Source organism: Stenotrophomonas sp. NRRL B-14846 (assembly GCF_050473585.1).
Lineage (GTDB): Bacteria > Pseudomonadota > Gammaproteobacteria > Xanthomonadales > Xanthomonadaceae > Stenotrophomonas.
In genome coordinates this window covers 3,233,124-3,246,834 of the sequence record NZ_JBFLUN010000022.1, presented here as the reverse complement: position 1 = coordinate 3,246,834, position 13,711 = coordinate 3,233,124, and the positions used below count along the sequence as shown (strand labels likewise).

At 66.3% G+C, this 13,711-nt stretch carries 13 protein-coding genes; 5 read left to right on the top strand and 8 right to left on the bottom strand.

Going from position 1 to position 13,711, the window contains the following annotated elements; genetic code table 11:
- Nucleotides 1–19: 19 nt before the first annotated feature.
- Complete coding sequence (locus AB1281_RS17130; RefSeq protein ID WP_005419509.1) at nucleotides 20–442, top strand: F0F1 ATP synthase subunit epsilon; 423 nt, start codon at nucleotides 20–22, stop codon at nucleotides 440–442.
- A 124-nt stretch (nucleotides 443–566) separates the two neighbouring features.
- Here the strand turns inward: AB1281_RS17130 and AB1281_RS17125 are convergent, their stop codons facing one another.
- Nucleotides 567–950 (bottom strand): GtrA family protein, encoded by a 384-nt coding sequence (locus AB1281_RS17125; RefSeq protein WP_101766119.1) that lies wholly within the window; start codon nucleotides 948–950, stop codon nucleotides 567–569.
- Between the two features lie 83 nt (nucleotides 951–1,033).
- Here AB1281_RS17125 and glmU point away from each other — a divergent pair, with 83 nt between their 5' ends.
- Together glmU and AB1281_RS17115 are read left to right on the top strand one after the other, a co-directional pair.
- Entirely contained in the window at nucleotides 1,034–2,401 is a 1,368-nt protein-coding gene (gene glmU / locus AB1281_RS17120) for a bifunctional UDP-N-acetylglucosamine diphosphorylase/glucosamine-1-phosphate N-acetyltransferase GlmU (RefSeq protein ID WP_430346479.1), read from the top strand.
- Nucleotides 2,370–2,903, top strand: a complete 534-nt coding sequence (locus AB1281_RS17115; RefSeq protein WP_075676185.1) for a GNAT family N-acetyltransferase — start codon at nucleotides 2,370–2,372, stop codon at nucleotides 2,901–2,903. Before glmU ends, AB1281_RS17115 begins: the two co-directional genes overlap by 32 nt.
- A 56-nt stretch (nucleotides 2,904–2,959) precedes the next feature.
- On the opposite strand, the gene AB1281_RS17110 is transcribed toward AB1281_RS17115, so the two are convergent.
- The 7 genes from AB1281_RS17110 to AB1281_RS17080 form a co-directional block, all read right to left on the bottom strand.
- Nucleotides 2,960–4,312: a sensor histidine kinase gene (locus tag AB1281_RS17110; protein ID WP_014648489.1), complete on the bottom strand. Its 1,353-nt coding sequence runs from the start codon at nucleotides 4,310–4,312 to the stop codon at nucleotides 2,960–2,962.
- Entirely contained in the window at nucleotides 4,309–5,655 is a 1,347-nt protein-coding gene (locus tag AB1281_RS17105; protein ID WP_430346478.1) for a sigma-54-dependent transcriptional regulator, read from the bottom strand. The genes AB1281_RS17110 and AB1281_RS17105 overlap by 4 nt, the downstream gene beginning before the upstream one ends.
- 121 nt (nucleotides 5,656–5,776) lie before the next feature.
- On the bottom strand, nucleotides 5,777–6,148 hold the full coding sequence (locus tag AB1281_RS17100) for a PDZ domain-containing protein (RefSeq protein ID WP_430347010.1): 372 nt from the start codon (nucleotides 6,146–6,148) through the stop codon (nucleotides 5,777–5,779).
- Nucleotides 6,149–6,164: 16 nt separating this feature from the next.
- Nucleotides 6,165–7,382, bottom strand: a complete 1,218-nt coding sequence (locus AB1281_RS17095) for an ABC transporter permease (RefSeq protein WP_430346477.1) — start codon at nucleotides 7,380–7,382, stop codon at nucleotides 6,165–6,167.
- Between the two features lie 20 nt (nucleotides 7,383–7,402).
- Nucleotides 7,403–8,701 carry an ABC transporter permease gene (locus AB1281_RS17090; RefSeq protein ID WP_430346476.1) on the bottom strand — a complete coding sequence of 433 codons (1,299 nt, stop codon included), beginning with the start codon at nucleotides 8,699–8,701 and terminating at the stop codon, nucleotides 7,403–7,405.
- Between the two features lie 10 nt (nucleotides 8,702–8,711).
- Nucleotides 8,712–9,437: an ABC transporter ATP-binding protein gene (locus AB1281_RS17085; RefSeq protein ID WP_014038558.1), complete on the bottom strand. Its 726-nt coding sequence runs from the start codon at nucleotides 9,435–9,437 to the stop codon at nucleotides 8,712–8,714.
- A gap of 35 nt (nucleotides 9,438–9,472) precedes the next feature.
- Entirely contained in the window at nucleotides 9,473–10,750 is a 1,278-nt protein-coding gene (locus AB1281_RS17080; protein ID WP_430346475.1) for an efflux RND transporter periplasmic adaptor subunit, read from the bottom strand.
- 203 nt (nucleotides 10,751–10,953) lie between these two features.
- Here AB1281_RS17080 and glmS point away from each other — a divergent pair, with 203 nt between their 5' ends.
- The gene (gene glmS, locus AB1281_RS17075; protein ID WP_430346474.1) at nucleotides 10,954–12,792 is read left to right on the top strand and encodes a glutamine--fructose-6-phosphate transaminase (isomerizing); all 1,839 of its coding nucleotides are present in this window, start codon (nucleotides 10,954–10,956) and stop codon (nucleotides 12,790–12,792) included.
- 446 nt (nucleotides 12,793–13,238) lie between these two features.
- On the top strand, nucleotides 13,239–13,670 hold the full coding sequence (locus AB1281_RS17070; RefSeq protein ID WP_005411115.1) for a CBS domain-containing protein: 432 nt from the start codon (nucleotides 13,239–13,241) through the stop codon (nucleotides 13,668–13,670).
- Nucleotides 13,671–13,711 lie beyond the last annotated feature (41 nt).

Here is a 13,711-nt window from a genome sequence, read left to right as displayed (position 1 = left end):
GAACAGCGAAGAGATTTGCATGAGCACGATCCGTTGCGACATCGTCAGCGCCGAGCAGGAAATCTTCCGTGGCGAAGCGACCCTGGTCGTGGCCACCGGTGAGCTGGGCGAACTGGGCATCGCGCCCAAGCACGCGCCGCTGATCACCCGCCTGAAGCCGGGCAAGGTGGTGGTGACCACGCCGAACGGCGAGCAGCTGGATTTCGCCATTTCCGGCGGCATCCTGGAAGTGCAGCCGCAGGTGGTGACCGTGCTGGCCGACACCGCGATCCGCGCGCAGGACATCGACGAAGCCTCGGTCCGCAAGGCCAAGGAAGAAGCCGAGCGCATCCTGGCCAACCGCGGCGAAGCGATGGAAGTGGCTGAAGCCCAGCAGAAGCTGGCCGAAGCCGTCGTCCAGCTGCAGGCGCTGGAGCGCCTGCGCAAGAATCTCAAGCACTGAGGTTCGCGCTGCACCCACGAGAACGCCGGCCCTGTGCCGGCGTTTTTGTTTGGGGAGTGTGGCTGGGCCGATCGGGTAGCGTCGACTGTCAGCCGACGCTACCGATCCCGATCCCGACGTCGTTTCAGCGATACACCACGTAGCGCATCAACAGGAACGACACGCACGCCAGCCCGCCTTCCACCAGCGGCTTGGCCAGCCAGGTGTACTGCAGGCCCAGCGCATGGTCGACCAGGCTCACCAGCAATGTGCTTGCCGCGGTCAGCAGCAGCCACAGCCCGAAGAAGCGTGCGAAACGCCTCCAGCCCAGCTTGTGCGTGCCGGCCTCGGCAAAGGTGTAGCGGCCGTTGAGCCAGAAGCCCAGCAGCATGCCGGCCAGGCGTCCGGCGACGTTGGCCGGTGCGACCGGCATGCCCAGCGCGGTGGCGACCACGAACACCAGCCAGTCGACCAGCAGCTGCACGAGCCCGATGACGAGATAGGCGCTTCCCTGGCGGACAAGGCTCATCGGCATGGTGAAGGAGGAGGGATGCCCATGTTAACGGCCCACGCTCTAGAATCACCGGCAACGAACCACGGACTGCCGCTCCCATGACCCAAGCCCTGCACGTCATCATCCTCGCCGCCGGCGCTGGCAAGCGCATGAAGTCGGTGCTGCCGAAGGTGCTGCAGCCGATCGCCGGCCAACCGATGCTGGCGCACGTGATCGATGCAGCCCGCGAACTGCAGCCGGCGGCCATCCATGTGGTCTACGGCCATGGCGGTGAGGCAGTGCGGCAGCAGTTCGCCGACCAGCCCGACCTGCAGTGGGCTGAACAGGCCCAGCAGTTGGGTACTGGCCACGCGGTGGCACAGGCGATGCCGCAGGTGCCGGATGCCGCGCAGGTGCTGGTGCTGTATGGCGATGTACCGCTGATCCGCGCGCAGACCCTGCGCGATCTGCTGGCGCAGCCGGGGCGGTTGGCGGTGCTGGTCGCCGAGGTTGATGACCCGACCGGTTACGGCCGCGTGCTGCGCGATGCCGAAGGCAAGGTGGGAGCGATCGTCGAACAGAAGGATGCCACCGACGACCAGCTGCGCGTGCGCACGATCAACACCGGCATCATCGCCGCGGAGTCGACCGCGCTGCGCCGCTGGCTGTCGCAGCTCTCCAATCGCAATGCACAGGGCGAGTACTACCTGACCGACGTGTTCGCGTTTGCCGCGCATGAGTACACCCCGGCCGAAATGGCGCTGGTGGCCGACGCGCAGGAAGCCGAGGGGGCAAACGATCCCTGGCAGCTGTCGCAGCTGGAGCGCGCCTGGCAGCGCCGTGCGGTGCGTGCGCTGTGCGCACAGGGCGCACGCGTGCGCGACCCGGCACGACTCGACATCCGTGGCACCGTCACCGTGGGCAGTGACGTGCTGATCGATGTCGATGTCGTCCTTGAAGGCAACATCGTGCTCGGCGACGGCGTCACCATTGGTCCGTTCAACCGGCTGAAGGACGTCACTCTCGGCCCGGGCACCGAAGTGCGCGCACATTGTGATCTGGAAGGCGTGGTCACCGAAGGCGCGGCACTGGTCGGTCCGTTCGCGCGCCTGCGCCCAGGTACCGTGCTGGCCGATGGCGTGCACGTCGGCAACTTCGTCGAGACCAAGAAGGTCACCCTCGGTGTCGGCAGCAAGGCCAATCACCTCACCTATCTGGGTGATGCGGTGATCGGCAGCAGGGTGAACATCGGTGCCGGTACCATCACCTGCAACTACGACGGCGTGAACAAGTCGACCACCACCATCGGCGACAACGCGTTCATCGGTTCCAACAGCTCGCTGGTGGCGCCGCTGACGATCGGCGAAGGCGCAACCATCGCCGCCGGTTCGGTCATCACCCGCACCGCCCCGGACGGCAAGCTGACACTGGCCCGTGCACGACAGGAAACCATCGATGGCTGGAAGCGCCCGGTCAAGAAATCCTGAGCCACGCTTTCCGCACGCCGACGAACTCGGCGCGCTGCCGGCAATTGAACAACGTGCCGGCGAACTGCTGAAGGGCCACGAAGCCTATCCGGTGTTTGCCGGCCACGGCCTGGATCTGCCGACACTGCAGGACGGCCTTCAGCGTGGTCAGCTGTGGGTGGTCGATGCCGCTGAGGGCGGTATTGCGGGTTACCTGCTGGGCGGCGAGCTGAGTGGCGAGTTCCATGTCCTGCAGATGGATGTGGACCCGGCGCATGCGCGTCGTGGCCACGGCCGTGCATTGCTGCGCCATGCCTTGGCGCAGGCCAGGGCCGCCGGCTTTGCTGCAGCGGTGCTGACCACCTTGAGCGATGTGCCGTGGAATGCAGCCTTCTATGCCAGCGAAGGGTTCGACGTAGTGCCTGAGGCGGAGTGGAACGACGGCCTGCGCGCAGTCATGGCCGAAGAGGCCGCGCTCGGGTTTCCGATGCACCTGCGGGTAGTGATGCGGCGGGTCTGGTAGGTGCCGACCTTGGTCGGCGCATCCACGCATGGCGTGGATCTACGCGATCGGCCCGCTCAACCCACCGGCAACAGGATCGACACGCACAACCCGCCATCACCGCGGTTCTGCAGCGACACGCGGCCACCGTGCGCTTCCACGATCTCGCGGGTCAGCGCCAGTCCCAGACCGGTGCCGTTGCGCTTGGTCGAATAGAACGGCATCAAGGCGTTCTGCAGCACCTGCTCGTTCATGCCCTTGCCGCGGTCCAGTACATCCAGGCGCAGCCACTGCGGCAGCCGCGTCAGTTGCACCTGTACGTCATCATTGGGCGGATCGGCTTCGGCGCAGGCTTCATGCGCGTTCTTCAGAAGATTCAACAGTGCCTGCCCGAACTGCGCGATGTCGATGCGGCTGCTCAGGTCCTCGTCCGGCTCGCGTTCCATGGTGAACGGGATCTGCTGGCGCAGGCTGGACAGGAACGGCGCCCAGTGCACGGTCTGCAGTTGCGGCTGCGGCAGCTTGGCGAAGCGTGCATAGCCGCGGATGAAGCCTTCCAGGTGGCGTGCGCGGTCCTCGATGGTGGTGAAGATCTCCGGCAGCCGGTCGAAGCGTTCGCGCTGCACCAGCACGCCGCCGGAGTGGGCCAGCGAGGCGATCGGTGCCAGCGAATTGTTGAGCTCGTGGCTGATCACCCGGATCACCTTCTTCCACGTCTGCACTTCCTGGCGGCGCAGTTCGGCGGTGAGCAGGCGTACCAGCAGCAGGTCGTGCGGACGGCCGTTGAGCTGGAATGCGCGGCGCGACAGGTGGTAGACCTGCTCGTCATCCTCGTCGCCGTCCTCGCCCTCGGCATGCACCGCGAACAGGCTGTCGCCACCACGGGCGATGGCATCGCGCAGCTCCACCGGCACCTGTTCCAGCACCTCTTCCAGACGCTGGCCTTCCAGCTTCCAGCCGCCATGCAGCAGCTTGCGCGCAGCCAGGTTGGAGAACACCACGCGGGCGATGCCATCGCCGCCGGAGGCAATCAGCAGCATGGCCACCGGTGTGTTCTGCACCATGGTGTCCAGCAGCAGTTCGCGCTGCACCAGGCCCTGGCGCTGCTCGCGCAGCACATCGCCCAGTTCGCGGTGCGCCTGCACCAGGTCACCCAGTTCGTCATTGCCTGGCCAGTACACGCCGAAGTTGTACTCGCCGTCGCGGTAGCTGCTGGTGGTGCCGGACAGGGCGCGCATCAGCGAGCGTACCGGTGCGGTGGCACGGCGCAGTGTCCACCACATCAGCGCCAGCAGGATCACGGCCGACGCCGTGGTCACCACCCAGCCATGGTTCATCCAGTACGCCAGCAACCACGGCAGCGCAGCGGCCAGCGCCAGCACCGGCAGCAGGCGCAGGAACAGGCGGAAGGTGAACGAGCGCCGTTTCATTCGCGTGGGATGCCGTGGCGGTCCATGCGCCGGTACAGGGCCTGGCGGCTCAGGCCGAGTTCGGCGGCCGCCTGGGCGATGACGCCGTGGTTGCGTGCCAGCACGTCCTCGATGCGCTCGCGGTCGGGATCGTTGCCAGCGCTTGGTGCGGGTCGCGGCGCAGGTGCGGTACGCGGCAGGTTCAGGTCGGCCACCTCGATGCGGTTGCCGGTCGCCAGCAGTTCGGCTCGCTGGATCACGTTGCGCAGTTCGCGCACGTTGCCCGGCCACGGGTGCCGTTGCAGGGCGGCGCTGGCGGCGCTGGACAGTGGCTTGCCGGCCGTCAGGAAACGCTCGGCCAGTGGCACGATGTCGCCCGCGCGCTCGGCCAACGGCGGCAGCACCAGTTCCACCGTATTGAGGCGGTAATAGAGATCTTCGCGGAACGTGCCGTCGCGGATCATCGCCGGCAGGTCGGCATTGGTCGCGCTGACCACGCGGACTTTGACCTGGCGTTCGCGGTTGGAACCCAGGCGCTCGAAGCGGCCGGTTTCCAGCACGCGCAACAGCTTCATCTGCCCGCCCAGCGACAGGTTGCCGATCTCATCCAGGAACAGCGTGCCTCCGTCGGCGGCTTCGAACTTGCCCTCGCGCGCCTTGTTGGCGCCGGTGTAGGCGCCGGCCTCGGCACCGAACAGTTCGGCCTCGATCAGCTCCGACGGCAACGCGCCGCAGTTGACCGTGATGAACGGGCCTTTGGCCACCAGTGAATTGGCCTGGATGATCTGCGCGATCTTTTCCTTGCCGGCACCATTGGGGCCGGTGATCAGCACCGGCAGCTCGGAGCGCGCGACCTGGCAGGCCAGGGCGATGACGCGCTCGCTGGCCGGATCGGCGAACACTGCACCGCACAGGTCGTACTTTTCTTCCAGCGCATTGCGCTGGCGCAGCTCACGGCTGCGGCGGCGCTCCAATTCGCGCCGCGCCTCGGACAATTCCAGCAGGTTGTTGACCGTGGTCAGCAGCTTGCGGTCGTCCCAGGGCTTGGCCAGGTAGTCGGCGGCGCCGGCCTTGACCAGGTCCACCGCGCTGCTCAGGTGGGTCCAGGCGGTCAGCAGGATTACCGGCAGGTCCGGGTGGCGCGCGCGGATCTGTGCGAACAGGTCTTCGCCTTCCTCGCCAGAGGTGGTGTCCTCGCTGAAGTTCATGTCCTGGATCACCAGGTCGACCGGCTGCGACTCGAGCAATGCCAGCCCCTCGGCCGGGCTCTGCGCCTGCAGGGTGTCGATGTCGTGCAGGGAGAACAGCACGTCCAGTGCGGTGCCCACACTGGCGTTGTCGTCGATGATCAGGATCGAAGGCATCAAGCGGTTCTGCAGAAAGGGATGGGCGGCGCCGATGGAGCCGTGTTCGTGTCCATACGCCGGGAGAGCCCGGCGCCACCCATCAAGCATAGCCAAACCCGTAGCCGTCGGGGCGGCGGGCTCAGCGTCGGGACGGCGGCGGTGGTGGTGCTGGCGGCGGCGGAGCGACCAGCGCCATGCGCCAGGCAGCGGCATCCACCGGGACCGTCAGTTCCCGCCTGTCGCGCCGCAGCAGGAGATAGGCCTTGGTGGCGCTTGAACGCCGCAGGGCCTCAGCAAGATGCTCGATCCTGCGCACGGCCGTGTCATCCACCCGCAGGATGCGATCACCGCTGCGCACGCCGAAGCGGGCTTCCGGGCTGGCGGCTTCCACGCGCACCTGGCCTTCGGTCGAACGCAACGCCAGGCGTGCATCGTCCTGGCGCCACTCCAGAGTCTGCGAGCTGCCACCGCCGGCCAGTGCCGGCAGTGGCAGGAGCATCATCAGCAGCATCCAGCGGATGCGCATCTCACGCGCCCCGCGTGGCAACCGCGGGCGCTACTGCTGCTGCGCGCCGGGCCGGCCCGAACACCGCGATCTGGCCGAGCACCCAAAGCAGCAGCGCGCCCAGCGGCAGGTAGTGCAGCGGCATGCGCGGCAGCTCGTACATGTTCATCAGTGCGAGGTTGATCGCATAGGCGGCCAGCATGCCGAGCACGATACCCAGCGTGGCCAGCAGGAAGTTCTCGGTCTGGAAGTAGCGCAGGATCTGCCCGCGGGTGGCACCCAGTGCGCGGCGGATGCCGATCTGCTTGCTGCGCTGCTGCACCCAGAAGCTGGCCAGGCCGATGATGCCCAGCGCGGTGACCACCAGCAGCGAGATGCTGACGGTGATCAGCAGGCCAACCATCGCGCGGTCGTTCTTGAAGAAGTCCTTGCGCTGGTCTTCATAGGTGAGCTTGTCGCGCATCAGGCGGTTGGGATCGTTGCGCTCCAGCGCGGCGGCACCGGCGTCGAGCACGTCCTGGCGACGTTCCGGCGAGGTCCGCAGCACATACGTGCCACCCTTGTCGAAGGTGGTGCGGATCGGCAGCAGCATCGAGTTGGTCCAGTTATCACTCCAGCCATTGGGCGTGCTGAGGGTGTCGACGATGCCGACCACATGCAGCGACTGCTTGCCCATGTAGTAGGTCTTGCCCAGTGCGCTGCCGTTGGGCTCCATCTTGGCGGCAGTGGCCTGGGTGAAGATGACCGGGATGGCCTTCTCCTTGGCGCCGCCCTTGCTGACGTCTTCGAAGTTCTGGTACTCGTCGGGCAGGAAATCGCGGCCTGCGATCAGGTTGATGCCCATCGTCGCCAGCCCGTTCTCGGACAGGGTGTACATCGAGGCGTTGGTGGTCGGCCGTTCCTGGTCGATCACGCGCGAGATGCTGCTGCTGGAGGAGCCGTTGCGGAAGGGGACCTGGTTGATGATGGTGGCGTTGCTGACGCCGGGGATGGCGCGCAGTGATGCCAGGTCCTCGCGGGTGCGGGCCAGGGCGTCGGTCTGCTTGCCGATGCCACTGACGCGCAGCATCACCAGTTCGTTCTCGGCGATGCCGCTGGGCATGCTGATCTTCTCCACGCGCTGGCTGACCAGGAACAGCGCGTTGCAGACGATGGCGCAGGTCAGTGCGACTTCCAGCACGATCAGGGCAGCGGCGGTCTTGTGCCGGCGCAGCGTGCTGAGGATGGGGCGGATGTCCATGGTAGTCCTCGTTCTCGTGCTTACTGCGACTTGAGCTGGATGGCCGGAGTGACCTGCATCGCACGCCAGGCGGGCAGGAAACCTGCGGCGAGGCTGGCGAACAGGGTCAGACCCAATGCGAGCAGCAGCATGTTGCCGTCCAGGTGGGCGAGCTTGGCGTACTCCACTGGTTGCTGGCGCACCGCGAACAGGCCGAGCAGGGCCAGGCCGATGCCCAGCACGCCACCGACCACACCAACCGCGCCGGCCTCGACCAGGCACTGCAGGAAGATCTGGCCGCGGCTGGCACCGAGGGCGCGGCGCACGCCGATTTCACCGCTGCGGCGCAGGAACTTGGCCAGCAGCAGGCCCACCGTGTTGACCAGGCAGACGCCGAGGAAGCCCAGTGCCAGCCACAGCTGCAGGCGTACATCGCTGGGTACTGCGCCGTTGAAGTCCAGCCATTCCATCACGGTGCGCAGGCGCACGTTCGGCGGATGCTTGAAGCGGCCGGCCTCGCGCTGCTGGGTCGAATAGTTCTCCAGGTAGCGGCGGTAGTCGCCGGCCTTGGCCGGGTCCAACTCCACCCAGTACTGCAGCCACGCGCACGGTGCATTGAGCGAGTAGCTGTTGCCGTCGGGATTCTCGCCGAAGCAGTTCATGTTGCCGTTGTTGCCGAGCTTCAGGTCGAACGAGGTGGAGATTGGCAGCAGCAGGTCTTCGTTCTTGCCGTAGCTGCCGGTGGTGAGGTCATAGAAGTGAGGTTCGGGGCTCCATTCCTTCATCACGCCGACGATGCGGTAGCTCTGGCCTTCCATGCGCAGGTCGCGGCCGACGCTGTTGGCGCCCTGGTACAGCTTGTCGTTGAGGGCCTTGGAGATGACCACCACGCGTGCGCGGCCTTCATCGTCCTCCCGCGTCCACGGACGCCCGTACTGCATGGGCACCTCGAACATCGGGAAGAAGTCGGCCGAGGTCCAGCGGGTGTCGATGCTGAAGGGCTTGAGGGTGCTGTTGTCCGGCTCGATGGTGCCGCCGCCGCCGCTCATCAGTGCCTGGCGCTCGCCCTTGGCTTCGCGCAGCAGGGCTTCACCGTCGAAGCGGGTCAACTGGGTTTCCGGCTCTTCGCCGGCGACATAGGCGCCGGTCGCGGCGTCGAGCTGCACGTAGAACAGGCGGTCACTCTTGCCGGGAATCGGGTCGCCGGACAGCACGTGGAACACCGTCAGCGTGGTCATCGAGGCACCGATGCCGAGCGCGATGGCGACCACCATCAGTGCGGTCAGTACCTTGTTGCGGCGGAAGCTGCGCGCCGCCAATCGGGCGTAGTAGGCGAACATGGTCGGGCCCTCACTCGTTGACGGCGACGATGTGGCGCGGCGGGGTGGCCAGCACTGGTTCGCGCACCAGGTCGGTCACCTGGCCATCGACGATGTGCACGTTGCGCTGCGCGCGTGCGGCCAGTTCCGGGTCGTGGGTGACCATCACGATGGTGGTGCCGGCGGCATTGATCTCCTCCAGCAGTTCCATCACGCCGCGGGCCATCTGCGTATCCAGGTTGCCGGTCGGTTCGTCGGCCAGCAGCAGGCGCGGGCTGCCGGCCAGCGCACGCGCGATCGCCGCGCGCTGCTGCTGGCCACCGGACAGTTCATTCGGGTAGTGCTTCATGCGCGAACCGAGGCCGACCTGGGTCAGTGCCTTCTCGATGCGTTCGCGGCGCTCGTTGGCGCTCATCTTGCGGTAGCGCAGCGGCACGTCGACGTTGTCGAACAGGTTCAGGTCGGGGATCAGGTTGAAGCCCTGGAAGATGAAGCCGATCTTCTGGTTGCGCAGGCGGCTGCGGGCGTCATCGCCCAGCGTGCTCACGTCCTGGCCGTCCAGCATGTAGGTGCCGCTGGTGAAGGTTTCCAGCAGGCCGGCGATGTTGAGGAAGGTGGTCTTGCCGGAGCCGGACGGGCCGGTGACGGCGACGAACTCGCCTTCCTTGACCTGCAGTTCCAGCGAGCGCAACGCGTGGGTTTCCACCTGTTCGGTGCGGAAGACCTTGGCGACCGAACGCATTTCGAGCATGTACATGGGGTGTCCTCTCTCCAGGATTCAGGTATCAGGTATCAGTTGACGGAGACGCGTTCGGCGTCCTTGAACAGGTCGCTGCCGGAGACCACGATGCGGTCGCCTGGCTGCACACCCGACTTGATTTCCACTTCGCCCAGGCTGCTGACGCCCAGTTCCACCGGACGCCGCACCGCAGTGCGGCCATCCATCACGTAGGCGATGCCGTTGCCCTGTTCGACGAAGGGGCCGCGCTCGACCTTCAGCACGTCCTTGCGGGTATCGAGCAGCACGCGCACCGACATCCGCTGGCTCTGGCGCAGGCCTTCCGGCTGTTCACTGGCGAAGCGCACGCGGGCGTTGACCTCGCCGTTGACCACTTCCGGCGACACCGCGCTGATCTCGCCCGGGAACGGCTTGCCGTTGCCGCCGGTCAGCTGCGCCGGCATGCCGATTGCCAGGTCGCGGGCGAAGCTTTCCGGCACCTTGATCTCGACCTCGAACTTGGACAGGTCGACCACGCCCAGTACCGGCGCGTTGGCGGCCAGGTTGGTGGACTGGATCGCCTGCACCTGGCCGACCTGGCCGTCGAAGGGTGCGCGCAGGGTCAGTGCATCGACCTGGCGCTGTACTTCAGCCACCACGGCCTTTTGGCGGTCGGCCAGCAGGCGCTTGTTGCGGGCATCCAGGTCCGCGCCCTGGCTCTGCAGGCGCGCATCGGTGGTGGCGTTGGCCAGGGTGATGTCGGCCTTCTTCAGCGAGTCCTTGGCCTTGGCCAGGTCGATCTGCGGTACCGCACCGCCGTCGTAGCCACGCTGGTAGCGCTGCAGGTCGCGGTCGGCGGCCTGGCGCTCGATGGTGGCCTGGTCGGTTTCCTTGCGCGACTTGGCGCGGGCCAGGGTGGCGTCCAGCGCGGCGCGGCTGGCCTCGGCTTCCAGGCCGGCCAGGGTGGCCTGTTCCTGGGCGAGCTTGCTGCGCAGTTCCGGGCTGTCGATGACCGCCAGTTCCTGGCCCTTCTTGACTACGTCGCCGGCGACCACCTTCAGGTCCACGGTACCGGCCGAGATGGCGTACAGGATCGGGCTGTTGGCGGCGATCACCCGGCCGTCGGCGGCGATGTCGCGGACCAGGTCGCCACGCTTCACTTCGGCGATGCGCACGCGGCTGCTGTCGAAGGAGCGGCTGGCGTTGGACCAGGCATGCACGGCCCAGCCGATGCCGGCGAGCAGCACGATGGCGCCCACTGCCGGCCAGCGGTAACGCTGCCAGTTGGGGCGGGTGGCGCCGGCCGGGGCGGAGGAAACGATCTGGTCCTGTGCGGAAGTGTCGCGGATCATCGGGTGCGTGCCTGACGGTGGTAGCCAGTACCAAGCACGTAGCGTGCCAACTTTATTTTCTTTAACTTCAATAGGTTGGGCGGGCCGCTGGAGTGTCCGGGTGTCCGCGGACACCTTTCCGGACACTTTCATTAAGCGGACAGGAGGGGGAAACCGGACACGCAGGCTAGAATGCGCCGATCGTCTTCAAGGAAACGCGTGACATGTGTGGAATCGTGGGTGCAATCGCCGATCGCGACGTGGTGCCGGTACTGATCGAGGGCCTGAAGCGGCTTGAGTACCGTGGTTACGACTCATCGGGCATCGCGGTGATCGACCACGGCGAGCGCCCCGAGGTACGTCGTGTCCGTCGCACCGGTCGCGTGTCGGAAATGGCCACGGCGGCCGAGGCCGAAGGCTTCAATGCGGTGCTGGGCATCGGCCATACCCGCTGGGCCACCCATGGCGGCGTCACCGAGGCCAACGCGCATCCGCACATCAGCCAGGGCGTCGCGCTGGTGCACAACGGCATCATCGAGAACCACGAAGAGCAGCGCGAGAAGCTGCGTGCGATGGGCTACACCTTCGAGTCGCAGACCGATACCGAAGTCATCGCCCACCTCATCCATCACCATCTGAAGAGCGGTGACGATCTGCTGGTGGCGTTGCAGCACACGGTGAAGGAGCTGACCGGCGCCTACGCGCTGGCCGTGGTCAGCCGCGCCGAGCCGGAGCGCTTCGTCTGCGCGCGCATGGGTTGCCCGCTGCTGATCGGCCTGGGCGACGGCGAGAACTTCGTCGCCTCCGACGTGTCGGCGGTGATCTCGGCCACCCGCAAGGTGATCTTCCTGGAAGAGGGCGACACCGCCGAGATCCGCCGCGACGGCGTGCGCATCTTCGATGAGCATGACCAGCCGATCGAGCGTGACGTGCACCTGTCCGACGTGTCGCTGGCATCGCTGGAGCTGGGCCCGTACCGCCACTTCATGCAGAAGGAAATCCACGAGCAGCCGCGCGCGCTGGGCGACACCATCGAGGCGGCGATCGATGCCGGTGGTTTCCCGGCCGAACTGTTCGGCAAGAATGCCGAAGCGGTGCTGTCCGGCATCGAAGGCGTGCAGATCATCGCCTGCGGTACCAGCTATTACGCCGGCCTGACCGCGCGCTACTGGATCGAAGCCATCGCCGGGCTGCCGTGCAGCGTGGAGATCGCCAGCGAGTACCGCTACCGCGCCGCGTATGCCAACCCGAAGCACCTGATCGTCACCATTTCCCAGTCCGGCGAAACGCTGGATACGATGGAAGCGCTGAAGTACGCCAAGTCGCTTGGCCACAAGCACACGCTGTCGATCTGCAACGTGCCGGAAAGCGCGATTCCGCGCGCCAGCGAGCTAGTCTGCTACACCCGTGCCGGCGCCGAGATCGGCGTGGCGTCGACCAAGGCCTTCACCACCCAGCTGGCCGCACTGTTCCAGCTGACCGTGGTGCTGGGCAAGCTGCATGGCCGCATCGACGCGGCGCAGGAAGCGGACTACCTGGAGCAGCTGCGCTTCCTGCCGGGCAGCGTGCAGCACGCGCTGAACATGGAACCGCAGATCGCCGCCTGGGCCGAGCGTTTCGCGCGCAAGAGCAGCGCGCTGTTCCTCGGCCGCGGTCTGCATTACCCGATCGCGCTGGAAGGCTCGCTCAAGCTCAAGGAAATCTCCTACATCCACGCTGAGGCCTATCCGGCAGGCGAGCTGAAGCACGGCCCGCTGGCGCTGGTGGACGAGGACATGCCGGTGGTGGTGATCGCCCCCAACGACAGCCTGCTGGAGAAGGTGAAGTCGAACATGCAGGAAGTGCGCGCCCGTGGTGGCGAGCTGTTCGTGTTCGCCGACCAGGACAGCAACTTCAACGAGTCCGAGGGCGTGCACGTGATCCGCACGCCGCGCCATGCCGGCGTGCTCAGCCCGATCGTGCACACCATCCCGGTGCAGCTGCTGGCGTACCACACCGCACTGGCACGCGGCACCGACGTGGACAAACCGCGCAACCTGGCCAAGAGCGTGACGGTGGAGTAAGCCCGCCGTATCCATTGGATGCTGCATGCGAAGGGGCCCCACGTGGGCCCCTTTCGTTTGCGCCGGTAGCCGTGGCAAGTGGGACAGCGACCGGGTGTTCTGTCCGCCGGCGGCAGCAGGCAATCAATCTTTAACGCGCGGCATCGGCTGTATTCAGCGGCGGTTTCAGCCGCGGTGCCATTCTCTGGATCGTCAGTTGGTTCCCACGACGAACTGTCCTATCGATGCCGGTAGTGACCGATGGTCGCAGTCGTAGAATCGATTTGACCGAGGTCCGGGTTGAGCGGTTGAGCCCACCTCGTTCGCGTTGCAGCACGTCGTCTGCCGATCCATTCCACGCGGCAGCCGGGTGCGCCAGACGTGCGCTGAAAGGTCTGTTCCCGGGGAGGGGGCGTATCGGAAGAGCACACTTTTTTGACTTCAGTGACCTGCACCAGGAAACAAGAATGAACGTCCGCGAACTCCTGCAATCCAAGAAAGAAGCTGTCATCACCATCGACGCCGAAGACACCATCGGTGCCGCCGCCCACAAGATGAGCGCGAACAGGATCGCTGCGCTGGTGGTGATGAAGGACGATGCCCCGGTCGGCATCATTTCCGAGAAGGACATCGTGCGCACCCTGGCCGACGACGGCCCGCAGGCCGGCCGCCGGGTGATTTCCAGCCTGCCGTCCACCGGCCTGGAAGGCATTGCGCCGGAAGCGACCCTGAAGCAGGCCATGTCGTTGATGACGTACTCGCGGCGCCGTCATCTGATGGTCACCGAGGGCACCCGCCTGGTCGGCATCCTCAGCCTGGGCGATATCGTGAAGAACCTGCTGGGCGAGCTGGAACTGGAAAAGGCCGTGCTTCAGGACATCTACATGGCCGCCCACTGAGGGCTGCAGCGCTGGAAGCAGAGAAGCCGGGCATTGCCCGG